Source organism: Celeribacter indicus (assembly GCF_000819565.1).
GTDB lineage: Bacteria > Pseudomonadota > Alphaproteobacteria > Rhodobacterales > Rhodobacteraceae > Celeribacter > Celeribacter indicus.
Window position 1 is genome coordinate 388,948 of record NZ_CP004393.1, and the last position, 22,554, is coordinate 411,501.

Consider the following 22,554-nt stretch of genomic DNA (forward strand, 5'->3'; position numbering starts at 1 on the left):
CACCGCGCTATCGGATGTCGCCGCGCCGTTATTGAGCGATCGTCGCCGCCTCCGGCATCACCGTCCCACCCCCTCCCTCACGCCCCGCTCCCGTCACCGGGGCCGGGCAGGGACACTGAAAGGACGGAACGATGAGACTCACAAAATTCACCGCCGGACTGCTGGCGCTTTCCCTCGCCGCGGCCGGACTCGCCGCCGCGCCGGCCCGTGCCGCCAACGAGGATCTGCTGAAGGCGCTGGGCGGTCTCGCGGCCATCGTCGTCATCGGCAAGGCGATCGACAACAACCGCGACAAGTCCAAGGAGAAGCACAAGGACCGCAAGCCGGCCGGCCGGCACGCCGAATACCTCATTCCCCGCGAATGCGTCACCAGCGCCACGGCCGACGACCGCCGCGGCGGATATCGCGACCGGTCCCGCCTCGTGGTCACCGAACGTTGCGCCACCCGCGCGCGTGCCTCGCGGACGCCCCTGCCACGGGCCTGCGAAACCCGGCTGCCGACCCGCCAGGGCAGGGTGGATGCCTATGATCTCGGCTGCCTGACGAATTTCGGCTATCGCGTCGACGAACCCGTCCGGTTCGGCGCCCCGTCTTACAACAAGAAGCACTGATCGAGCAGACCGCGGCAAACAACAGCGCCGCGCACCTGGCGGATGGTTTCCTTTCGGACCATCCGCCTTTTTTCTTGCTCTCGGGCCGCGCTTCGGCTTTCACGGAGGCATGATGCAGGTTCTTCCCGATTTCACCTTCGAAGAGGCCGCCGCGCGGCGGGGATATCTCCGAATCGTCGGCGTGGACGAGGTCGGGCGCGGGCCGCTGGCCGGTCCCGTCGTGGCCGCGGCCGTCCGGCTCGATCCCCTTCGCATTCCCGACGGTCTCAACGACTCCAAGGTGCTGAGCGCGAAACGGCGCGAGGCGCTCTATGCGGAGATCCTTGCCGTGGCGGATGTGTCCATCGCCGCCTGTTCGGTCGAGGAAATCGACGGGATGAACATCCTTCGCGCCTCGCTCTGCGCGATGGAGCGGGCGGTGGCGGGGCTGTCCCGACCTGCCGATTACGTCCTGATCGACGGCAATCGCCTTCCGGCGGGGCTGGGCCAGGATGCCGAGGCGGTGGTGAAGGGCGACGCCCGCTGCCTGTCGATCTCCGCGGCCTCCATCGTGGCGAAGACATGGCGCGACCGGCTCATGGTGGATTTGGCGCAACAGCATCCCGGTTATGGATGGGAGAAAAACGCGGGCTACGGCACGAAGCTGCATCTCGAAGGCCTCCGAAATCTTGGTGTGACCCCACACCATAGACGTTCGTTCAAACCGGTGCACAATATCTTGTATCAAGAAGAAACAGTAAGTAACTGATTCGAAAAAGAAATTGACTGCGAATCGGCAATGACTCATCTTTGACCCCACAAGACGACGCCGAAAACGGCGCGGCAAAAGCGAGCCACCGAGGATCAACCGAGGGGCGCGATCAAGAGGCAGAAGATGAAAACGAAGACCCGCTCGGAGGCAGCCACGCTTCCGCTCAACCAGATTTTGGCCGGCGATTGCATCGAGGTGATGAACGCTCTTCCCGAAGAGTCCATCGACCTGATCTTTGCCGACCCGCCCTATAACCTTCAGCTCCGCGGGGATCTGCACCGGCCGGACAATTCGAAGGTGGACGCGGTTGACGACGCGTGGGACCAGTTCGACAGTTTCAGGATTTACGACGATTTCACCCGCGACTGGCTGAAGGCCGCGCGCCGCGTGCTCAAGCCGAACGGCGCGATCTGGGTGATCGGCTCCTATCACAACGTCTTCCGCCTCGGCGCCGAGCTTCAGAATCAGGGCTACTGGATCCTGAACGATGTCGTGTGGCGCAAGTCCAACCCGATGCCGAACTTCCGCGGCAAGCGCCTGACCAACGCGCATGAGACGCTGATCTGGGCGTCGAAGAACGAGGCCGCGAAATACACGTTCAACTACGAGGCGCTGAAGGCCCTGAACGAGGGGATCCAGATGCGCTCCGACTGGGTGCTGCCGATCTGCAACGGCGGTGAGCGGCTCAAGGACGAGAATGGCGAAAAGGCGCATCCGACGCAAAAGCCCGAGGCGCTGCTGCATCGTCTTCTGGTGGGCACGACCAATCCCGGCGATGTCGTGCTCGATCCGTTCTTCGGCACCGGCACGACAGGCGCGGTCGCCAAGATGCTCGGTCGCGAATTCATCGGGATCGAGCGGGAAGAGAAATATCGCGTCGTCGCGGAGAAACGCATCGCGAGCGTGCGCAAGTACGACAGGGAGGCGCTTGCCGTCTCCGCCTCCAAGCGTGCCGAACCGCGCGTGCCCTTTGGTCAGCTCGTAGAGCGCGGCCTGTTGCGGCCGGGTGAGGAGCTCGTGTCGATGAACGGGCGCAGCAAGGCGAAGGTGCGCGCCGACGGCACGCTCATCGCCAAGGACGTCAAGGGGTCGATCCATCAGGTGGGCGCCCATCTCGAAGGCGCGCCCTCCTGCAATGGCTGGACCTACTGGACGTTCCGGCGCGACGGCAAGCAGGTGCCGATCGACGTGCTGCGCCAGCAGATCCGCGCGGAGATGCAGTAGTCCTCCGGGCACGGTGTCGGGCCGGAAAAGGTCCGACGCTTGTCCGACACATGCCCGACGCAAATCCGACATTCGAAAAGTTACTGCCTGGTGCCTGCGGCCTGACATCGCGGCACCCTCCTGGCCCCGTCCGCGTGACGGGGCCCCTTTTCGTCAGCTCCGCGGCAGCGGCAGCGTTCCGCGCTTGTAAGGTTCCCAGTCCTCGAACTCCGACATGTCCGGATAGAATTGCCGGCGCCAGGATTTCACCTTTGGATTCATGATCTTACGCCAGAGCGGCGGCACCATCGCGGCCATCGTCATCAGCGGATAACCATAGGGCAGCTGCGGCGCCTCGCACGCGTCATAGGTTTGCAGGAGCGGGAAGCGCCGGTCGGGTTTGTAATGGTGATCCGAATGGCGTTGCAGGTTGATCAGCAGCCAGTTCGTCGCCGCATGCGCCGCATTCCAGCTATGATGCGGTTTCACATGCTCATACCTTCCCCCTCCAAGATGCCGCCGCGTCAGCCCGTAATGCTCGACGTAGTTCGTCAGTTCAAGCTGCCAGATCGCGACGAAAGCCTGCCAGGCAAAGAGAAGGAGCCCCGGCACCCCGCCGATCAGCACCGCGAGGAGAAGCATGAGGATTTGGAGGGTCCAGTAGCGGAAATGCGGGTTGCGCGGATGCCAGGGCGACAGGCCGCGCCGCGCCAGCATCGCCTTCTCCGCCTCCCAGGCGGAGCGTGGACATTCGCGCAGGACCCGGAGGAAATAGCGATGGAAGCCTTCGTTGTAGAGCGCGGTCACCGCGTCGCGCCGCGTGCCGACATGCCTGTGGTGGACCAGAAGATGTTCGGTGCGGAAATGGGAATAGAGCACGGAGGCCAGAAGCAGATCGCCAAGCCAGCGCTCGAACGGGTTGCGCTGATGCAGAAGCTCGTGGGCATAGACGATCCCGATCGTGCCGGAGGACACGCCGAGGCCGAAGAAGAGCACGATCGTTTCCGGCCATGACAGATGATCGCCATGGGTCACGAACCAGATCAGCCCGAAGATGTTGGCGGCCTGCACCGGAAACCAGATCAGCGTGACGAGTTTGTACCAGAACAACCGGTCCTCCTCCGTCTCCGGGTCCGGATTGCCGGTGTTGAGGCCGAGCACCGCGTCGAGCGCGGAGAACATGTACCAGGCGTAGAGCGGCACGATGATGGTCGCCCATCCGCCGTGCACCGCCCCGAACCACAGGAGCGGCACCACCCCGAGGGAGAGCCAGAACGGCAGGGCGTTCCGGGTTCTGATTTCCGCCACGTTCATTGCCATCCCCATATGCGTGCGCCCGACGATGCTATGATCTAATCATCAAGAAAGTGTTGCGCGAGATCAAATGCCTTGCGCATCACCGTCGGCAGATCGCTCGCCCGGAAGGAATTGTCGCCGCGCAGGACATAGCCTTCGGTCGGCTCGACGTGGCGTGCGGCATGCACCGTCAGAACAAGGTGGAAATGGGTGAAGGTGTGGCGCACCTCGCCGATTTCCGTCCAGGCGCCGGAGAAGGGCGCGCGCTGCGGATGAGCCTCCTGCCAGTCCGTGCCCGGCCAGCCGAGCATCCCGCCGAGCAGTCCTTTTTCGGGACGTTTCTCGAGGATCCATTCGCCTGCCGCGGTCCGCGCGACATAGGCATGGCCGTGGCGTGTCGGCTTCGCCTTCCTGGGCGCCTTGAGCGGGAACCGCGGCTGGTCTCCGGCGGCGCGGGCGGCGCAGAACGAGGCGATCGGGCAGATCGCGCAGGCGGGTGAGCGGGGCGTGCAAACCGTTGCGCCGAGATCCATCATCGCCTGGGCGTAGTCCCCCGGACGGCTTCCGGGCGTCAGGGTTTCCGCACGGGCGGTCAATTCGGGCTTTGCGGCCGGCAGGGGCGTTTCGATCCGGAACAGGCGCGAGACGACCCTTTCCACGTTTCCGTCGACCACGGTTTCCGCCCGGTCGAAGGCGATGGCGGCGATGGCGGCCGAGGTATAGGGGCCGATGCCGGGCAAGGCCTGGAGTTCCGGGCGGCTCGGGGGAAACCTCCCGCCATGGTCGTCGCGGATCACGCGCGCGCATTTGAGCAGGTTGCGCGCCCGCGCGTAATATCCGAGGCCCGCCCATTCGCCGAGGACCATGTCGTCTTCGGCGTCGGCAAGTGCGGTGACATCGGGCCACAGAGAGGTGAATCGCTCGAAATAGGCTTTCACCGCGGCGACGGTCGTCTGCTGGAGCATGATCTCCGACAGCCAGACACGGTAGGGGTCGGGACGGATCCCGGCGCGGCGCGCGTCGGGGCTGACACGCCAGGGCAGGCTGCGCGCGTGCCGGTCGTACCACTCCAGCAGGAGGTCGGAAATCTCCGACTGTTTCAGTGCGTCACGCAATCTTTAGCTCTCGTCATGTGCTTTCTTCTGGCGCGTTACGCGCGTGTCCCTAAGATAAGGACCGTGACGGGATAAGCCAGATGGGCAGGGATGAGCAACACGATCGCACCAGAGCGCGGAAAACGCCGCAGGCGGGGGTTCGAGATGACCTCCGGGCTTTTGCAGGCGCGTATCCGCGAGGCGACCGAGGCGCGGGGCTTTTCGCAATCCCGCCTGCTCACCCATTGGGAAGAGATCGTCGGAACCCGGATCGCCGCCATGTCCCGCCCGGTGAAGGTGTCCTATGCGAAGGGCGGCTTCGGTGCGGTCCTGACGCTTCTGACCACGGGCGCCCATGCGCCGATGCTTCAGGCAGAAGTGCCGCGGATCCGTGAGAGGGTGAACGCGGTCTATGGATACAGCGCCATCGCCCGGATCCACGTCACCCAGACCGCACCGGGAGGGTTCTCCGAAGGCCGGGTCGCCTTCGAGCGCGCCGCTCCGAAGGCCCGTCCCGCGCCGACGCCGGAGACGCTCGCCGAAGCGAAGGCCCTCTCCGAGGGTGTTCAGGACGAGTCCCTGCGCCGTGCGCTCGAAACATTCGCCGGGACTTTTCTCGCCCGACACCGCAGTCAATCGAAGGAAGACAAATGAATCGTCGCTTTTTCATGCTCACGACCGCTTCGGCGGCCATTGGCGCGGGTGCCGTTCTGGCACTCAAACCCTCCGCCTCGGTGACGGATTTCATCGTCGCTCCGGCCAATGCGCAGGAGGCAAGCGATGTCACGGTGCCGGATCTCGTGCTGGGAAATGCCGACGCGCCGGTGGAACTGATCGAATACGCCTCCTACACCTGCCCGCATTGCGCGGAATTCCACAAGAGCGTCTTCGAGCCTCTCAAGCGGGAGTATATCGACACGGGTAAACTGCGGTTCGTCTATCGCGAGGTTTATTTCGACAAGTTCGGCCTCTGGGCCTCGATGGTCGCGCGTTGCGGCGGCGAGATGCGCTATTTCGGCGTTCAGAAAATGCTCTACGACGAGCAGCGGGACTGGCTCGCCGGTGGCAAGGACACGATGCAGATCGTCGAGAACCTGCGCAAGATCGGCAAGCGCGCGGGGCTCACGGACGAGAACCTGGACGCCTGCCTCAATGACGGCGCGATGGCCGAAGCCCTCTATGCGAAGTTCACCCGCGAGATCGAGGAACACAATGTCGATGCCACGCCCACGCTCGTCATCGACGGAGAGAAACATTCGAACATGAGCTATGCGGATCTCAAGGAGATCCTTGACGCGAAGCTCGCGGAATAGGGGCTAGTCCAGCCCCAGACGGCTCAGCAGGGCGTCGAGCGGGGACCAGTCCGCAAGCTCCAGCCTGACGGGCAGGGTGATCACCTTCATCCGGAAGGCGCGGGGCAGGCGCACCGCATCCTTTTCCGTGGTGACCATCTGCGCGTTCAGGGCGCGCGCCTCGGCTTCGAGACGTGTCATCAGCGGCAGGGACAGTCGCTGATGATCCCGCAACGCTTCCGCGCGCAGCAACTCGACGCCCAACTCGCGCAGGCTGCGGAAGAATTTCTCCGGGTGGCCGATCCCCGCGAATGCCACGGCTCGCAGCCCCGGCCAGTCGAGGCCGGTCTCGAGCACCGCGAGTTCGCCCCGGATCCGCGGGATCGGGACGGATGCGGCCCAGCCGGTGTCGAACCTGGCCTGCGCCCGTCCATTCCCGATGGACAAAAGGATGTCGCCCCGCGCAAGCCCCGTGGTGACGGGTTCGCGCAGCGGGCCGGCCGGGATCACCCGCCCGTTGCCGAAGCCGCGCCATGCGTCGACCACGACGATGCTGAGATCCTTCCGTACCGACGGATTCTGCAAGCCGTCGTCGAGAAGGACAACGCTCGCGCCCGCCGCCTCGGCCGCGCGCACGCCGGCGGCGCGGTCTTTTGCGACCCAGACCGGCGCAAAGGCCGACAGAAGCAGCGGCTCGTCGCCGACCGCATCCGCGTCATGACGGCGCTCATCGACCCGGACCGGCCCTTCGAGCCGTCCGCCATAGCCGCGCGAGACCACATGCGGCCGTTGTCCGCGGGCAATCAGCCGCTGCGCGAGGGCGATGGTCGTCGGGGTCTTCCCGGTGCCGCCCGCGTTGATGTTCCCGATGCAGATGACCGGGATACCGGCCTTGTAACCGTCCTGCGCGACGCGCCGTGCCGTGGCTCGGGCATAGAGCGCGGCGAGCGGGGACAGGAGCCCGGCCTGCCAGCCGGGCCGCTCCTTCGGGTTCGACCAGAACCGCGGTTCCCTCATGTGCCCCCTCCCTCGCGCCGGTCCAGAATCTCCTCGATCACCGCGCCCACGCGGTCGGTTGCCTCCGCGCCGGAGGACGAGATGTTCCATGCCGCCGCGGCCAGAAGCGCCGCCTGGTCGGGGGCGAGGAGCCGGTCGATCTCCTCCCCGAGCTCATAACCGTCGCGCACCTTCCGCGTCGCCTTTGCCTTGCCGAGCCTGTCGTAGGCGGCCGCGACATCCGCCACATGGGGACCGTGGATGATCGCCGATCCCATCGCGGCGGCCGGATAGGGGTCGATCCCGCCGGAGGGGGTCAGGGAACTGCCGAGGAAGGAGACGGGCGCGAGCCGATACCAGAGGCCGTCGCGTTTGCCGGGGTGGGTGAGGAGCACCTGGAGATCTTCCGGGATCGGTGTTTCCGGGTCGAGCAGGGCAGCGGACAGGTTCGCGCTCTCGAACTGCTCGAGCACCCTCGGCATATCCGCGCAATCGGCGAGCGAGAGGACGAGAAGCAGACGGTGCGCGCGGCGAAGGGCGCGCTTGTGCGCCCGGATGACCTCTCCGACCTCGCCCGACCGGACATGTGCGGCGAACCAGATCGGGCGGGTCCCGATCTCGCCGCGCCGCCGTTCGAGCACCTCCTCGTCATAGGCGGGCGCCATTCCGCCTTCTTCGAGAAATCCGACGGCGTCGATCGCGTCGGGATCGAGCCCGGCCCGGCGCCATGGCACCGCGGCCTCCGCATTGGCGACGAAGACATGGTCGAAGCACCGCAGGATCGCGGACCTGAGACCGGGGAAGGGGGTCGATGTGTCGAGCTGGAGCGCGGGTTTCAGGGCGTCGATCGACAGGCAGGGCACCCCGCGCTCCCGCGCCGCGTCGATCAGGAGCGGGCGGAACCTGCCGCCGATCCAGACGAGGCAGTCGGGATCCCAATGGGTAAGGAAACGGCGTATCACGGCCAGGTCCTCTTCGGGTGCGGGGCCGACCACGCAGTCTTCGGGCGTGTCGACGGACGTCACGGGGTTGCCCGAGCCGACGGTGACGAGACCGCGCACCGCCGCCCGATCCTCCGCTACGCGGGAAAAAAGCTCCATCGCGGGGCGCACGGACGGGGCGGTTGCCGCGTGCAACCAAATCAATTGGCCTTTCGGCCGGGCCGGCAGGCTCCATGCGAGGCGGGCGTCGCGAAGCTCCGGCGCCAGTTGACCGGCGGCGACGAGACGTTCAAGCCGGCCGGAAAGACGCGCCTCCGAACGCCGGTTCAGGCTCTTGTAGAGAAACAGGGGAAGGAGTGGTCGGGCCATTCGGCCTTGGCCTCACGCTCCAAGCTCTTCGGTGGCCGAGGCCACCTGTTCTTCATCCCTCAAACGGTGCAGATGCGCGATGAAATAGCGCATATGAGCGTTGTCCACGGTGCGCTGTGCCTCGGCTTTCCATGCTGCATGGGCGCTCTGGTAATCCGGAAAGATGCCGACGATGTGGATCTCGTCCACGTTGCGGAAGACGGTCTTGGACGGATCGACGAGCTCCCCGCCGAATACGAGATGAAGTCTTTGGGCCATGGAACACCTCCGGTCTGTGTGCGCGCACCCTAATGCGTTTCGCCGGAAAGGTGAAACAGATGATTTGACGGAGGCAGGAGCGGTGCGTCGCCTAATTGTTGGGCGCGCCGCAGAGTGCAGGAACCAATTCCTCGGGCTGCCTGTTTCCCTCGGGTACCGTTAGCGACATCATGGCCCCATGACACCGGACCCCAAGACCGCTCCGCGACTGATCGTGTTTTCCGATCTCGACGGCACCCTGCTTTGTCACGACAGCTATTCCTGGATGCAGGCCCTTCCCGCGCTCAAGCTGATGAAGACGCTCGGACTTCCGCTCGTGCTCGCGAGTTCGAAGACGGCGGCGGAAATCGCCCCCCTGCGGGCCGACATGGGTTTTTTGGACTGTCCCGCGATCGTGGAGAACGGGGCGGGGCTTCTTCCCGCGGGACAGGAGGCGCCGGTCCAAGGCGATGCCCATGAGGCCATTCTCGCCTGTCTCGACAGGCTGCCGCAGGATCTTCGTGCCCCGTTCCGGGGATTTTCGGACTGGAGCGTGGAGGAGGTCGCCGCACGCACGGGCCTTGCCCTGCCGGAGGCGCGGCTTGCGGTGCAAAGGCAGTTTTCCGAGCCTGGCCTCTGGAGCGGCACGGAAAAGATGCGGTTGGCGTTCGAGGCGGCGCTTGCCGAAGGCGGGATCGTCGCCCGCCAGGGGGGCCGTTTTCTCACCCTCTCCTTCGGGGCGACAAAGGCCGACCGCATGGCGGAGATCGCCGCCGGGATTGCGCCCCGCGCCGTCACCATGGCGCTCGGCGATGCGCCCAACGATGTCGAGATGATCGAGGCGGCGGATTTCGGCGTCATCGTGAGGAATTTGCACGGGCCGGGGATCGCGGAGCTTCCCGGCGAGGCGGAGGGGCGGATCACCCGCACCGCCGCGCAGGGCCCGGAAGGCTGGAATCGCGCGGTTCTGGCACGTATTTCAGAGCAGTATGAACAGAGAGGCTGAAACATGGCGGATTTCCATCAGGGCGGACAGGTCGCGACGCTCCATAACCTTCGGCTCAACTCGGCAGCGGATCTCAACCGCGAGCTGAACGCCTTCGCCGCCACGCGGAAAATCACGCTGATCCTGCCGTCGCTCTATTCCGAACTCGAGGGCGATGCGCTTCCGAACATCATAGACGAGCTCAACAAGGTCGAGTTCATCCATCGGATCGTCGTCGGCCTCGACCGGGCGGACGAGGCGCAATATCGCCATGCCTGCCGGTTCTTCTCGCGGCTGCGGGCCGATCATGTCGTGCTATGGAACGACGGGCCGCGGCTCCAGGCGGTGGATGCGCGGCTGAGGGAGCTCGACCTGTCGCCCTCGGAACCGGGCAAGGGGCGCAACGTGTGGTTCTGCGTCGGCTACACGATCGCCCGTGCCGACAGCGCCGTCGTGGCGGTGCATGACTGCGATGTGGTGACCTACAACGCTGAATTGCTGGCGCGGCTGGTCTATCCGGTCGCCAACCCGACCTTTCCTTACCAGATGTCCAAGGGGTTCTATCCGCGCGTGGCCGATGGAAAGCTCAACGGGCGTGTCTCCCGCCTTCTCGTCACGCCGATGATCCACGCGCTCGCAAAGGTGCTGGGGCCGCGCGACTATCTCGATTTCCTGGCGGATTTCCGTTACCCGCTCGCAGGGGAATTCGCGATGCGGACCTCCATCCTGCCGGACATGCGCATTCCCTCGGACTGGGGTCTCGAGATCGGGCTCCTGTCGGAAGCCTGGCGCAATCTCAGTCCCCGTGCGGTCTGTCAGGTCGAGATCTCCGACCGTTACGACCACAAGCATCAGGACCTGAGCCAGGAGGACGCCTCCACCGGCCTTTCGCGCATGTCCGTCGATATCTGTAAGGCGCTCTATCGCAAGCTCGCCGCCGATGGCACGGTCTTTACCGAGGAGATCTTCCGCTCGATCAAGGCCACATATTACCGCGGCGCCCTCGATCTCATCGAGACCTATTTCAACGATGCGCGCATGAACGGTCTGCACGTCGACCGGCATGTGGAGGAGCAGGCCGTGGAAATGTTCGCCAACAACATCATTCGTGCGGGCAACGTGTTCCTGGAAAATCCGATGGAGACGCCGTTCATCTCGAACTGGAGTCGCGTGCACGCGGCCGATCCCGACATCATCGCCTCGATGACCCGCGCCGTGGCGGAGGACATGGCGGAATTCGCCTGAGGCTCAGGCGAGACGGTCGAGGATGCCCTGCGCGAGCGGCGGACAGCCCGCGACGAGGCCGTCGATCTTCGGGATCGGGCGGTTGAAGCGTGGCGGGGCGCCGCGGCGGTCGCTGACGCGGCCGCCCGCCTCCGCGACGATCAGCGTTCCGGCGGCGACGTCCCATTCCCATGTCTCGCGCAGCGTCAGCATCGCGTCGTAGCGCCCCTGCGCCACGAGCGAGAGGCGGTAGGCCAGCGAGGGGCGGAACTTGTGCACGAATTTCGGCGTCCCGCCCTTCCAGTGCTCGTCCCGCAGGTGATGCCTCGTCGCGAGCACCTGCGCCCCGTCGAGATCGCATCGGCCGGAGGTGTGCAGCGTCTCGTCGTTCAGACGCGCGCCCTCGCCTTTCGTCGCGGTGAAGAGCCGGTCTCGCAGCGGCAGATAGACCACGGCGGCCACGACCTCCCCCTCTTCGGCGATGGCAAGTGAATGCGCCCAGTTGCGATCCCCGTCGATGAAGCTGCGGGTGCCGTCGATGGGGTCGACGATGAAGACCCTGTTCCGGCCGAGACGCGCGGTGGTATCCACCGTCTCCTCCGAAAGCCAGCCGTAGTCCGGCCGCTCGGAGAGCAGGTATTCGTGCAGCATCCGGTCGACGGCGAGATCGGCCTCCGTCACCGGTCCTGCGCCACCGCCCTTGTCCCATGCCTTCGGCTCCGCGCGCCAGTAGGGCCGGGCGATGTCGCCCGCGTTCCTCGCCGCCTCGATCAGGAGCTCGAGATCGTCATTCGCCCGCAACGGTCATTCCTTCGATGAGCAGCGAGGGCACGACCCGGCTGAGATAGGTGCGGGCGTCGTTCGCGGGCACGAGCGTGCGGAGCATCTCCCGAAGATTGCCCGCGATGGTGCATTCGTTGACGGGATAAGCGATTTCGCCGTTCTCGACCCAGAACCCGTTCGCTCCGCGCGAATAGTCGCCGGTGGTGGGGTTGATCGAGGCGCCGATCATCGAGGTGACGAGCAGCCCCGTCCCCATCTCCCGCATCAGCTCGTCGCGTGTCCTGTTGCCCTGGGTCAGTTCCACATTCGTCACCGAAGGCGAGGGTGCGGAAGAGACGCCGCGCGCAGCATGGCCGTTCGTCTCCAGCCCGAGCTTGCGCGCCGTGCCAAGATCCAGCACCCATTCCATCAGCCGGCCGTCCTGCACCAGCGCCGCCTTGCGCGTTGCGATGCCTTCCGCATCGAACAGCCGGGAGGCGGCGGTGCGGGGGCGATGGGGATCCTCGACCAGCGACAGCCCCTCGGGCAGGACCGGTTCGTCCATCGCATCGCGAAGCCAGCTCGCGCCGCGGGCGATGGCGCTGCCGTTGATCGCGGCAAGCAGGTGGCCGATAAGCGAGGAGGATACGCGTTCGTCATAGAGGATGGGGGAGGCCCCGGTCTTGGGCTTGCGTGCGCCGAGCCGGGCGACCGTTCGTTCCGCGGCACGCCTTCCGATCTCCTCCGGGTCCGGCAGGTCGGCGCCGTAGATCCGGCTTTCGCCGCAATAGTCGCGCTCCATCCCCGTGCCTTCGCCCGCAATGGCGACGGCCGAGGTCATGCGGTCGGTGCGCCGGTAGCCGCCGGAAAAGCCGTTGGTCGCCGCCAGGTGGACACGGCGTGCGCCATAGGCGGCAGAGGCCTCGACCTTGCTGATCCCCGCAATCCGGCGCGCGGCGGCTTCGGCGCGCAGCGCGTCCTGTTTCAGTGCCTCCGGGGAGGGCGGCTCCGACGGATCGAAGAGATCGAGCGTGGTGCTGTCGGTCGTCGCGATGAGTTGTGCCGGATCGGCGAGGCCGGCAAAGGGATCCTCGGGTGCGAGCCGGGCCATCGCCACCGCGCGTTCGGCCATGGTCGCGAGCGTCTCGGGACGCGTGTCGGAGGCGGAGACCGTCGCCTGCCGCTTTCCGATCAGGACCCGGAGGCCGATATCCACGCCCTCGGAGCGTTCCGCGTGTTCGAGCGCGCCCTCGCGCACATCGATGGAGACGGAAGTGCCGTCCACCGCGATCGCGTCCGCGGCATCCGCGCCCGCCCGCATCGCCTGATCGAGCAGCGCTTGTGTCAGTTCGCCGAGGGTCTGGGTCATGTGCTCCCCTTTCGTTCCGAGGCCCGCCGTGCGGGCCCCGAAAGAGCAGTTAAGCCGCCCGCGGGCCGCATGCAAGCGGTGCGGGATCCGACGTCAGAAGGGCAGCGGCTGTCCGTTCGCCACGATCTGGCCCTGTTCGGTCAGCTCGAGCTCGGAGACGAGTTCGTCCGGCGCTTCGCCGGGGCGGGCGAACATGCCGAGCATCATCTGCGCGGACATGGCCGTTTCCTGCGGCAGCAGGCCGGAGTTCGCCAGCCGGTCGATGAGGGTCGGCACGCCCTTGAGGTTGAGCGACAGGGTGCCCGCGAACGGGGGCAGGCCGCCGGGGATTGCCGGGGCCTTGTCGAGGAACCGGCCGTCGCCGCTTCCGCTGATGCGCGCACCCGCAAGCGACAGGAACAGCTCCGGGATCTTCACGGTCTTCGGCGTGACGGCCTCCTCGCCTTCGCTTTCGAGCCGGCTGATCTGCTCCATGTCGTAGAACGCGATGTCGCTCTGCACCGTGCCGCCGAGTTCGAAGCGCAGCGTGGCCGGATCGTGCGGCATCTCGTTCTGCGGGTCGAGCATTGCCCAGGCGATCGGCGGCAGCGTCACCTCCTCGAGCGCGAGCTTGAGGCGGAAGGGCTGATCCGCGTCGCTCGCCCCCATGGGGAATGTGAGCCCGGCGGCATAGCGGTTGACCACGAGTTGCGCCTGCTGGCCGGGGATCTGCGGCCCCGCGAAGGACAGATCGACCTTCTGCGCGGCCGCGTCATAGGTCAGAATGCCCTTGTCGAGTGTGATGGCGAGATCGGTCGGGCCGGTATTGGCGAGGATATCGAGCGGCGCGTTGTCCTCGGCGCCGGTGACGCGCATGGTCGAACTGCTCTTGCCCGCCTTGAGCGTGAAATCCATCACGCCCCCGCCGAGGAAGGCGGCCATGTCGCCCGGCGTGCCCGCGTCCGAGATGGAAAAATTGCCCGTCCCGGTGATGCCGGAGGCGGTGAAGGCGGCCTCGACCGTGGCGCCTTCGGAGGTGAACGGGTCGATCCCGTAGGTAAAGGTGCCGGCGGTGAAATCGGTCTCCGAGCGCAGGGTTTCCTGCTCGCGCACCAGGGAGAAGTTGCCGTCGATCTGGTCGATCGCCAGACGGACGCCCGGCTGGAGCTGCTGTCCGTCGACTTCGACCGGTGCGCTCGTCATCACGACGGCACCTCCCTGCGTGGCATAGACCATATCGCGGGGATCGCCGGAGACCACGGTCTCGCCCTCGATGGTCATTTCGGCACGGCTTTCAAAGGCGGGGGTGCCGAGTGCCGGATCCTCCGGCACGCGCGATATGGTGGTGATGGGGGAGGCGAAGCGCAGGCTCACCTCTCCCCTGGGCAGCTGCTCGAACCGCAGCTCGGGTGCGGTCGCGCTCGTCGTGACGGGGCCCGTGGGCGTCTCGATCGTCATGCTGTAGATCATGTTGCGGACGACCAGCGTCTCGCCATCGCGGCTTTCGTCGGCGCTGACTTCCATGCCGGTGGCGGTCATCATGTCCCGATAGGACTCCCAGACGTCCTCCGGCGTGACGTCGGCAAGGGCCGGCGCACCGACGAGGCAGGTCGTGGACAGGGCGGCGGCAAGGATTCTGGATTGCATTTCTTCTTCTCCCGAAAAGGTCGGCCCCACAGTTTCCTTCTTTGTCGGGGGGGTCAAGACTGGAACCCCGACAATGCTGTGAGTAAGCTCGGAGGGAAACGTGAGGGAGACAGCACCATGACGGATCTCACCGGAAAGACCGCGCTCGTGACGGGCGCGAGCCGCGGTATCGGAGAGGCGACCGCGCGGCTCTTCGCGGAGGCCGGGGCGAGGGTCGCCTTGCTCGCGCGCAGTGCCGATGCGGTGGCACGGATCGCGCGGGAGATCGGGGGCGATGCCCTCTCCCTCAGTTGCGATGTCGCGGAGTATGACGCGATCGACGCCGCGGTCGGCCGGATCGAGGCCGAACTCGGCCCCGTCGACGTGCTGGTGAACAATGCCGGGGTGATCGAGCCGATCTCGCGCCTTCGAGAGACCGATCCGGCCGCCTACGGCGCGGCGCTCGACGTCAATCTCAAGGGCGTGTTCCACGCCATGCGTCGCGTCGTGCCGGGTATGGTGTCCCGTGGCGGCGGCACCGTTCTCACGATCTCCTCGGGCGCGGCGCATCGCCCCGTCGAGGGCTGGAGCGCCTATTGCAGTTCGAAGGCCGGGGTGGCGATGCTGACGGCGATGCTCGATCACGAGGAGCGCGCGCAAGGCATTCGCGCCATGGGCCTCTCGCCGGGTACGGTCGCGACACAGATGCAGCGGGAGATCAGGGCCTCGGGTGTCAATCCCGTCAGCCAGCTCGACTGGTCGGAGCATATTCCGCCCGATTGGCCCGCTCACGCGCTGCTGTGGATGTGCGGCCCGGAGGCGGACCGGCATCTGGGCGAGGAGTTGCAACTCCGCGACGAGGATTTTCGCCGCAGGCTGGGGCTGGTCGCATGATCGAGCTTCGAAAGGACGGCGATCTCTGGACCGCGACCCTGACCCGGCCGCAAAAGGCCAACTCCCTGACCGCCGACATGCTGACGCAACTGTGCGAGATCGCTGCGGCTGCTGCGGGCGGGGCGAAGGTTCTGGTATTGACGGGAGCGGGCAAAGTATTCTCCGCCGGGGCGGATCTCGAGGAGGCGCGCAACGGTCTTGCTACCTCGCCGCTCTGGGAGGAGCTGTCGGGGCGGATCGCGGCCCTGTCCTGCCTCACCATCGCTGCGCTCAACGGCACGCTGGCCGGCGGCGCCTTCGGAATGGCGCTCGCCTGTGACATCAGGATTGCGGATCCCGGTGCGCATTTCTTCTATCCGGTGATGAAACTCGGTTTCCTGCCGCAACCCTCCGATCCGCTGCGCCTGAGCACGCTCGTCGGTCCCGCGCGGGCCAAGATGATCCTCATGGCGGGTCAGAAGGTCTCTGCCGAAGAGGCGCTCGGCTGGGGGCTTGTCGATCGCCTCGTTCCGGCGTCGGAGCAGCCGGAGGCCGTTCTTGCCCTCGCCGAGGCGGCACGTGCGGCCGATCCCGCCCATGTGGCAGGGATCAAGGCGCTGATCCCGTCGTGAGCCAGCCGCCAGAACAGGTTGACGCCCTTGTCGTCGGCGCGGGGCCTGCCGGGCTGATGGCCGCGGAGATGCTCGGTGCCGCGGGCCTCCGCACCGTGGTTGCGGAGGCAAAGCCATCACCCGCGCGCAAGTTTCTCATGGCGGGGAAATCGGGACTGAACCTGACGAAGGATGAGCCGATCCCGCGCTTTATGTCTGCCTATGGTCCGCGACCGCCCGCCTTGCAGGCCGCCCTCGCGGCCTTCGGACCGCGGGAGGTGATCGGCTGGGCCGAGAATCTTGGCCAGGAGATGTTCACCGGGTCTTCCGGCCGTGTCTTTCCGAGGGCGATGAAGGCCTCTCCGCTCCTGCGCGCCTGGCTTGCGCGGCTCGACGGGCAGGGCGTCGAATTGCGGCGAAACTGGCGTATGGCCGGGCTAGGCGATGCGGTGGAATTCGACACACCCGACGGTGTGCATTGCGTGTCGGCAGGGGTCGTCGTCTTTGCCCTCGGCGGTGCGAGCTGGGCCAGACTGGGCTCGACGGGCGCCTGGACGGACCTCCTGTCGCCCCACGTCGCGCTCACGCCCTTCGCGGCATCGAACGTTGGCCTGTCGATCCGGTGGACGCCGCACATGCGCCCGCATTTCGGTCGGCCGGTGAAGGGCGTGAGGCTGCATGCGGGGGAGCTGGAAAGCCGCGGCGAATTCGTGATCTCGTCCAGCGGGCTGGAAGGCGGCGGGATCTATGCGCTCACGCGGGAGATCCGGGAGGGCGCGCCGCTGTATGTCGATCTCCTGCCGGACTGGCCCGACATGAAGGTGCAGGAGGCGCTGGCGCGGCGCAAGCCGAAGGAGAGCACGAGCCGGTTTCTGTCCCGCGCCTTCCGCCTCCCGCCGGAAAAGCGCGCGTTGCTGATGGAATTCGCGGGGCCGCAGCCGGAGGATCTTTCGCGGGCGCTGAAACGGCTCGAGATGACGGGCGCGGTGCCTCGCCCGATGGACGAGGCGATCTCGACGGCGGGAGGTGTGAGGTTCGACAGTCTCACCGAAGATCTCGAGGCGAGGGCGAGGCCGGGATGGTTCTTTGCAGGCGAAATGCTCGACTGGGACGCGCCGACCGGCGGCTATCTCCTGACCGCCTGTCTGGCCACGGGCCGCCATGCCGCGCTCGGGGCACTCAGAGCGATTTCATGACCTCCGCGGCGATCTCGAAGGAGCGCAGCCGGGCCGCATGGTCATGGATATTGCCGGTGATGATGACCTCGTCGGGCTGATAGCGCCGGAGCAGGGCCTCCATCTGATCGCGCACCATGTCCGGAGTGCCGGTCGCGGAGACGTCGAAGATCGCTTCGAGCGCGGGCAGGAACTGTTTCGGTATGACGCTGGCGACGTCCTTCACAGGGTGCGGCAGCTTGCCGGGCCGCCCCATGCGCAGATTGGCGAAGGTCAGCATCATGGAGGAGCGCAGGAACAACGCCTCCTCCGCGGTTTCCGCAGCGAAGATGTTGGTCGCGAGCATGAAATAGGGCTTGTCGAGAAGATCGGAGGGGCGAAACAGGTCGCGATAGATGCGCACCGCCTGGTCGAGTGCCGCGGGCGCGAAATGGGAGGCGAAGGCATAGGGCAGGCCGAGGAGCGCCGCCAGTTCCGCGCCATAGGTGGAGGAGCCGAGCATCCACACCGGGACATGCGTGCCTTGTCCGGGAAAGGCATGCACGGGCGCATCATCGGGCATGTCGCCGAGGTAGGCGATGAGTTCCTGCACATCCTGCGGGAAGCTTTCCGCATTCGCCTGACCGGGGAGGAGGTTGCGGCGCAGCGCACGCGCGGTCGGCATGTCCGTGCCCGGCGCGCGTCCGACGCCGAGGTCGATCCGGTCGCCATAGAGTTCGCGCAGGGTGCCGAAGGCCTCTGCCACCTGCAAGGGCGCATGGTTCGGCAGCATGATGCCGCCCGCGCCCACCCGCATCGTCTGTGTGTGCTGCGCAATATGGGAGATCACCACGGCCGTGGCCGCGGAGGCGATGCCCGGCATGTTGTGGTGTTCCGCCAGCCAGTACCGGTTATAGCCCCAGTCCTCGGCGTGGCGCGCGAGATCCGCGCTGTTCCTCAGCGCTTGAGCAATGGTCGCGCCCTCGGGCACGGGAGCGAGGTCGAGCAGGGAATAGGGGATCATGGGCCTCTCCTTTCCGCCAGACATGGGTGCGCATTTCTGCGAGGTCAAATCCGCGGGCCTGTGGAATTCCGCTCAGCGCCGTTGCGCGAGCATCGCAAGCCGGATGAAGGCGCGCTCTATGACGGCGAAAGTGGGCGCTTTCGACGAGGAGCGCAGGGTGAGATCGGTCTCCGTGAGGATCCCGAGTGCCGTCTCGAGCTTGTGCATCCCCCAGGTCGAAGCCTGGCGCACCATGCGGTCGCGGCGCGGGCCGAAGATCGGCGGACGCGCGCGCCCGATACCCGCAGCGGCGCCGCCGGGATCGGAGGCGGCGGCGTGGAGCGTGCGGAAATGGCGCATGGCGAAGATCGACAGCGTGACCGGATCGATGCCTTGTCCGTCGATCTTCACCATGAGCGGACCGAGTTCCGTGGCACGCCCCTCGGCCACGACATTCAGCACGTCGTCCACCTCCGCTTCGGACGTGGCCGGCGCGCAGGTCTGCACGTCTTCGCTCGTCACCGGATTCGTGTCGCCGAACTTGTAGAGCGCGAGCTTGTCGAGCGTCTGGCGGAAATCGCGGGGATCAAGCGTGCGCGACAGGGCCTCGATATCCGTCATCGCCTCGCGGGAGATATTGGCTACGCCCGCCTTCTCGAGCGTCGCCTCGATTTCCGCGCGCGAGGGCGGATCGGCATAGATCGCGATGGCATAGGCGGAGGGATGGCCTTCGAAGAGCTTGCGCAGTTTGGAACTGGCCTTGAGCTGTCCGGCGGTGACGACGATCTGGGCATCGCCGGGGCGCCAGTCGAACAACGCCTCCTTGACCATGTCGGCGATCTGGTCCGTCGCCTCCTCGACGAAGGCGACGCGCGGTCCGGGAAAGAAGCCCACCGCCTTCATCGCGTCCATCAGCAGCGCCTTGTCCTTGCGAAGCTCTCCGCCGCCGATGCGGGTCAGGCGCATTTCCTCCTCGCCCTGCGGGCCGATGAGCGCGGCGATCACCTCCTGCCGGCGCAGTGCGATCCGCATCGTGTCGGGACCGTAGAGAAGCAGGCCCGCCTTGTTCGGATCGGGCTTTGCGAAATAGCCGATGGCATCGCGGGCAGAGAGTTTCATGCCTCCGTCCCGGTCTGGACGAGGATCTGGCTTACGATCTGATCGGCGAGGATCACCATCAGCCGGCTATAGGCGTCGCGCGGCGCCGTGACGGAGGCGACGGTGGAGCCCGTGGCGGAATAAGCGGTGAAGCTCTGCGCCTCGCCGCTCGCCACCGGCGTGCCCCCGGCGATTTCCGTCAGCGTATAGGCCACCCGTCCGGTGATGTGATAGCGGCTGATCTCCTGATCGCGGGTGATGCCCACGGAATTCCGTTCGGTCCGGATGCGATAGCTCAACCGGTAGGCGGGAGACGTCGGGGTGCCGAAGGACTTCGTGAGCTGTTCGACGAGCGCATAGCCTTCGCGGGTGTCGGGCGCGTCGATCGCGACCCGGCCTCTCAGCGCCCGTCCCGCGCCGCCCGGCGCATAGGCGGGGGTAAAGCCACAGCCCGTGAGGGCCATGGCCGAGAGCAGAAAGATGCGGCGATCAAATGACGACATTGACGATGCGACCCGGCACGACGATGAGCTTTTTGGGCTGCCCGCCCTCGAGCGCCCTCTGCACAGCTTCGTTCGCCAGAACCAGCTTTTCAACCTCTTCCTTCGGCATGTCCTTCGGCACGGTGATCTCGTCGCGCCGCTTGCCGTTGATCTGGATCGGAAGCGTCACGCTGTCCTCCACGAGCATCGCCTCGTCGGGCACGGGCCAGGGCGCCTGCGCAACGAGCCCCTCGCTGCCGAGCATGGCCCACATCTCCTCCGCGAGATGCGGCGTCATCGGCGACATGAGCTGTGCCATGGTCCTGAGCGCGAACCGTTTCGCCTCGCGCCCCGCCTTCGATTTCGACACGGCGTTGGTAAAGGCGTAGAGCTTCGCGATGGAGCTGTTGAAGCCGAAGCTCTCGATGCCCTGGGTCACCTCGAACATCGCCTTGTGCGTCGCGCGCAAGAGATCCTCGTCGCCTTCGCCTGTCTCCGGCATGCTCTCCAGCTCGGCGGCCAGCCGCCAGACGCGGGCGAGATGCCTGTTCGCGGCTTCGGCGCCCGCCGCGGTCCATTCCACATCGCGCTCGGGCGGGCTGTCGGACAGGACGAACCAGCGCGCGGTGTCCGCGCCGTATTGTTCGATGATCGCGACCGGATCGACGACGTTGTTCTTCGATTTCGACATCTTGGCCGAAGGCACGATCTCCACCTCTGCGCCGTCCTTGAGATAGCCCTTGCCGTCGCGCAGCTCGACCTCTTCGGGATAATGGTATTTCGGCCGCCCGTCTGCGCCGCGGGTCTGATAGATCGCGTGGGTCACCATGCCCTGCGTGAACAGCGCGTTGAACGGCTCGCGGGACTTGTCCGGCAGATGCCCGGTCTCGTTCATCGCGCGCGCGAAGAAGCGCGAATAGAGCAGGTGCAGGATCGCGTGCTCGATCCCGCCGATATACTGGTCGACGTTCATCCAGTATTCCGCGTCCTCCTTCACCGTCGGCGTGTTCGCGTGTGGCGCGGTGAAGCGGGCGTAATACCACGAGCTGTCGACGAAGGTGTCCATCGTGTCCGTCTCGCGCAGCGCCGCGCCGCCGCATTGCGGGCAGGTCGTGTTGCGCCAGGTCGGGTGACGATCGAGCGGATTGCCGGGCACGTCGAACGTGACGTCCTCGGGAAGCCGGACGGGAAGGTTCTCCTTCTTCTCCGGGACGACGCCGCAGCTCTCGCAATGGACCACCGGGATCGGGCAGCCCCAGTAGCGTTGCCGCGACAGGCCCCAGTCGCGCAGGCGGAATTTCGTCACGCCATGGCCGACGCCGTTTGCTTCGCAGAAATCGACCGCCGTCTCGACGCCCTCCTCGCCGGTCTGGATCTCGTCGCCGGCAAAGCCGCGGATGTAGCGGACCTTCTCTGACTTGAGCGGGACGAAGGCTTCCTTCGTGTTCAGCTCGCCTTCGACGGGTTCGAAGACATAGGTGATCGGCAAGCCATATTTCGTTGCAAAATCGAAATCGCGCTGGTCGTGTGCCGGGCAGCCGAAGATCGCGCCGGTGCCGTAATCCATCAGGATGAAATTCGCGATATAGACCGGCAGCTTCCAGGACGTGTCGAACGGGTGGCGCACGGTCAGCCCGGTGTCCAGCCCCAGCTTCTCGGCCTTCTCGATGGCTTCCTCGGTGGTGCCGCCCTTGCGGCATTCCTCGCAGAAGGCGGCAATCTCGGGATCGTCTGCGGCGAGTTTCCTTGCCAGCGGATGATCGGAGGAAATGCCGACGAAGGAGGCGCCCATGAGCGTGTCCGGGCGGGTGGTGTAGACCTCCACCCGGTCCGCGCCCTCCGGCCGGTCGATCAGGGAGAAGGCGAATTGCAGGCCGCGCGATTTCCCGATCCAGTTGCGCTGCATCGTCTTGACCTTTTCGGGCCAGTTGTCGAGCCCGTCGATCGCGTCGAGCAGATCCTCGGAATAGTCCGAGATCTTGAAGAACCACTGCACCAGTTCGCGCCGTTCCACCGGTGCGCCGGACCGCCAGCCGCAGCCGTCGATCACCTGCTCGTTGGCGAGCACGGTCATGTCCACCGGATCCCAGTTCACGGTGGCGTTTTTGCGATAGACCAGCCCCTTGTGCAGCATGTCGATGAACATCGCCTGTTGCTGGCCATAATATTCGGGATCGCAGGTTGCGAATTCGCGCGTCCAGTCGATCGAGAGGCCAAGCGGCTTCATCTGTTCGCGCATCGTGTCGATGTTCTGGTAGGTCCAGGTGCCGGGATGCCCGCCGGAGGCCATCGCCGCGTTTTCCGCCGGCATGCCGAAGGCGTCCCAACCCATCGGGTGCAGCACGTTATGACCGGTGGAGGATTTGAACCGGGCCACCACGTCGCCCATCGTGTAGTTGCGCACATGGCCGATATGGATGCGACCCGAAGGATAGGGAAACATCTCGAGCACGTAGTATTTCGGCTTCGTCTCGTCGCGTTTCGCGAGGAAGACCTCCGCCTCGGTCCAGGCGGTCTGCCATTTCGGTTCGATCTCACTCGGCGCGTAGCGGCTCATGGGAAGTCCTTCGGGAGTGTCAGTAAAAACGCCGGGCGTCC

Annotated in this window: 22 protein-coding genes; 10 read left to right on the forward strand and 12 right to left on the reverse strand. The window is 66.0% G+C overall.

Annotated elements, in window-relative coordinates; all coding sequences use genetic code 11:
- The first annotated feature begins 131 nt into the window (after positions 1-131).
- The 3 genes from P73_RS01945 (at position 132) to P73_RS01955 (ending at position 2,586) form a co-directional block, all read left to right on the forward strand.
- Positions 132-611, forward strand: coding sequence for a hypothetical protein (locus tag P73_RS01945; RefSeq protein WP_043868219.1), 480 nt, complete (start codon positions 132-134; stop codon positions 609-611).
- A 112-nt stretch (positions 612-723) separates the two neighbouring features.
- A complete protein-coding gene (locus P73_RS01950; protein WP_420836126.1) occupies positions 724-1,359 on the forward strand; it encodes a ribonuclease HII in 636 nt (211 codons plus the stop codon).
- 126 nt (positions 1,360-1,485) lie between these two features.
- A complete protein-coding gene (locus P73_RS01955) occupies positions 1,486-2,586 on the forward strand; it encodes a site-specific DNA-methyltransferase (protein ID WP_043868221.1) in 1,101 nt (366 codons plus the stop codon).
- Between the two features lie 153 nt (positions 2,587-2,739).
- Here P73_RS01955 and P73_RS01960 read toward each other — a convergent pair whose 3' ends face one another.
- Positions 2,740-3,879 (reverse strand): alkane 1-monooxygenase, encoded by a 1,140-nt coding sequence (locus tag P73_RS01960; RefSeq protein ID WP_043868222.1) that lies wholly within the window; start codon positions 3,877-3,879, stop codon positions 2,740-2,742.
- A gap of 38 nt (positions 3,880-3,917) precedes the next feature.
- Positions 3,918-4,976 carry an A/G-specific adenine glycosylase gene (mutY, locus tag P73_RS01965; RefSeq protein WP_245629221.1) on the reverse strand — a complete coding sequence of 353 codons (1,059 nt, stop codon included), beginning with the start codon at positions 4,974-4,976 and terminating at the stop codon, positions 3,918-3,920.
- 90 nt (positions 4,977-5,066) lie between these two features.
- On the opposite strand from mutY, the gene P73_RS01970 reads away from it, so the two are divergent.
- Together P73_RS01970 and P73_RS01975 are read left to right on the forward strand one after the other, a co-directional pair.
- Positions 5,067-5,609, forward strand: a complete 543-nt coding sequence (locus tag P73_RS01970; RefSeq protein ID WP_052452997.1) for a DUF721 domain-containing protein — start codon at positions 5,067-5,069, stop codon at positions 5,607-5,609.
- On the forward strand, positions 5,606-6,268 hold the full coding sequence (locus P73_RS01975; RefSeq protein ID WP_043868223.1) for a DsbA family protein: 663 nt from the start codon (positions 5,606-5,608) through the stop codon (positions 6,266-6,268). The genes P73_RS01970 and P73_RS01975 overlap by 4 nt, the downstream gene beginning before the upstream one ends.
- Before the next feature lie 3 nt (positions 6,269-6,271).
- On the opposite strand, the gene lpxK is transcribed toward P73_RS01975, so the two are convergent.
- The 3 genes from lpxK to P73_RS01990 are packed head-to-tail and all read right to left on the reverse strand — an operon-like array spanning position 6,272 to position 8,811.
- Positions 6,272-7,264, reverse strand: coding sequence for a tetraacyldisaccharide 4'-kinase (gene lpxK, locus P73_RS01980; protein WP_043868224.1), 993 nt, complete (start codon positions 7,262-7,264; stop codon positions 6,272-6,274).
- Entirely contained in the window at positions 7,261-8,553 is a 1,293-nt protein-coding gene (locus P73_RS01985) for a 3-deoxy-D-manno-octulosonic acid transferase (protein WP_043868225.1), read from the reverse strand. The genes lpxK and P73_RS01985 overlap by 4 nt, the downstream gene beginning before the upstream one ends.
- A 12-nt stretch (positions 8,554-8,565) precedes the next feature.
- Positions 8,566-8,811 (reverse strand): DUF4170 domain-containing protein, encoded by a 246-nt coding sequence (locus P73_RS01990; RefSeq protein ID WP_043868226.1) that lies wholly within the window; start codon positions 8,809-8,811, stop codon positions 8,566-8,568.
- 178 nt (positions 8,812-8,989) lie between these two features.
- On the opposite strand from P73_RS01990, the gene P73_RS01995 reads away from it, so the two are divergent.
- Both P73_RS01995 and P73_RS02000 read left to right on the forward strand, forming a co-directional pair.
- A complete protein-coding gene (locus P73_RS01995) occupies positions 8,990-9,796 on the forward strand; it encodes an HAD-IIB family hydrolase (protein ID WP_043868227.1) in 807 nt (268 codons plus the stop codon).
- 3 nt (positions 9,797-9,799) lie between these two features.
- Complete coding sequence (locus P73_RS02000; RefSeq protein ID WP_043868228.1) at positions 9,800-11,020, forward strand: glycosyltransferase family protein; 1,221 nt, start codon at positions 9,800-9,802, stop codon at positions 11,018-11,020.
- Positions 11,021-11,023: 3 nt separating this feature from the next.
- Here the strand turns inward: P73_RS02000 and P73_RS02005 are convergent, their stop codons facing one another.
- The 3 genes from P73_RS02005 to P73_RS02015 form a co-directional block, all read right to left on the reverse strand.
- Positions 11,024-11,800, reverse strand: coding sequence for a 3'(2'),5'-bisphosphate nucleotidase CysQ (locus tag P73_RS02005; protein WP_043868229.1), 777 nt, complete (start codon positions 11,798-11,800; stop codon positions 11,024-11,026).
- A complete protein-coding gene (locus tag P73_RS02010) occupies positions 11,787-13,130 on the reverse strand; it encodes a TldD/PmbA family protein (RefSeq protein WP_043868230.1) in 1,344 nt (447 codons plus the stop codon). Before P73_RS02010 ends, P73_RS02005 begins: the two co-directional genes overlap by 14 nt.
- Positions 13,131-13,223: 93 nt before the next feature.
- Positions 13,224-14,756 (reverse strand): DUF2125 domain-containing protein, encoded by a 1,533-nt coding sequence (locus tag P73_RS02015; protein WP_043868231.1) that lies wholly within the window; start codon positions 14,754-14,756, stop codon positions 13,224-13,226.
- Between the two features lie 117 nt (positions 14,757-14,873).
- On the opposite strand from P73_RS02015, the gene P73_RS02020 reads away from it, so the two are divergent.
- From P73_RS02020 to P73_RS02030, 3 genes are read left to right on the forward strand one after another with little or no spacing between them, the layout of a single operon-like run.
- Positions 14,874-15,629 carry an SDR family oxidoreductase gene (locus P73_RS02020; RefSeq protein WP_043868232.1) on the forward strand — a complete coding sequence of 252 codons (756 nt, stop codon included), beginning with the start codon at positions 14,874-14,876 and terminating at the stop codon, positions 15,627-15,629.
- Positions 15,626-16,240, forward strand: a complete 615-nt coding sequence (locus P73_RS02025) for an enoyl-CoA hydratase/isomerase family protein (protein WP_043868233.1) — start codon at positions 15,626-15,628, stop codon at positions 16,238-16,240. The genes P73_RS02020 and P73_RS02025 overlap by 4 nt, the downstream gene beginning before the upstream one ends.
- 56 nt (positions 16,241-16,296) lie before the next feature.
- On the forward strand, positions 16,297-17,415 hold the full coding sequence (locus P73_RS02030) for a TIGR03862 family flavoprotein (protein ID WP_052453526.1): 1,119 nt from the start codon (positions 16,297-16,299) through the stop codon (positions 17,413-17,415).
- On the opposite strand, the gene P73_RS02035 is transcribed toward P73_RS02030, so the two are convergent.
- The 4 genes from P73_RS02035 to leuS form a co-directional block, all read right to left on the reverse strand.
- Entirely contained in the window at positions 17,399-18,397 is a 999-nt protein-coding gene (locus tag P73_RS02035) for an LLM class flavin-dependent oxidoreductase (protein WP_174446897.1), read from the reverse strand. The two genes, P73_RS02030 and P73_RS02035, sit on opposite strands and share 17 nt — an antisense overlap.
- A gap of 72 nt (positions 18,398-18,469) precedes the next feature.
- Positions 18,470-19,495, reverse strand: coding sequence for a DNA polymerase III subunit delta (gene holA, locus P73_RS02040; protein ID WP_043868235.1), 1,026 nt, complete (start codon positions 19,493-19,495; stop codon positions 18,470-18,472).
- Positions 19,492-19,977, reverse strand: a complete 486-nt coding sequence (gene lptE, locus P73_RS02045; protein ID WP_043868236.1) for an LPS assembly lipoprotein LptE — start codon at positions 19,975-19,977, stop codon at positions 19,492-19,494. The genes holA and lptE overlap by 4 nt, the downstream gene beginning before the upstream one ends.
- Positions 19,964-22,513 (reverse strand): leucine--tRNA ligase, encoded by a 2,550-nt coding sequence (gene leuS, locus P73_RS02050; protein ID WP_043868237.1) that lies wholly within the window; start codon positions 22,511-22,513, stop codon positions 19,964-19,966. The genes lptE and leuS overlap by 14 nt, the downstream gene beginning before the upstream one ends.
- Positions 22,514-22,554 lie beyond the last annotated feature (41 nt).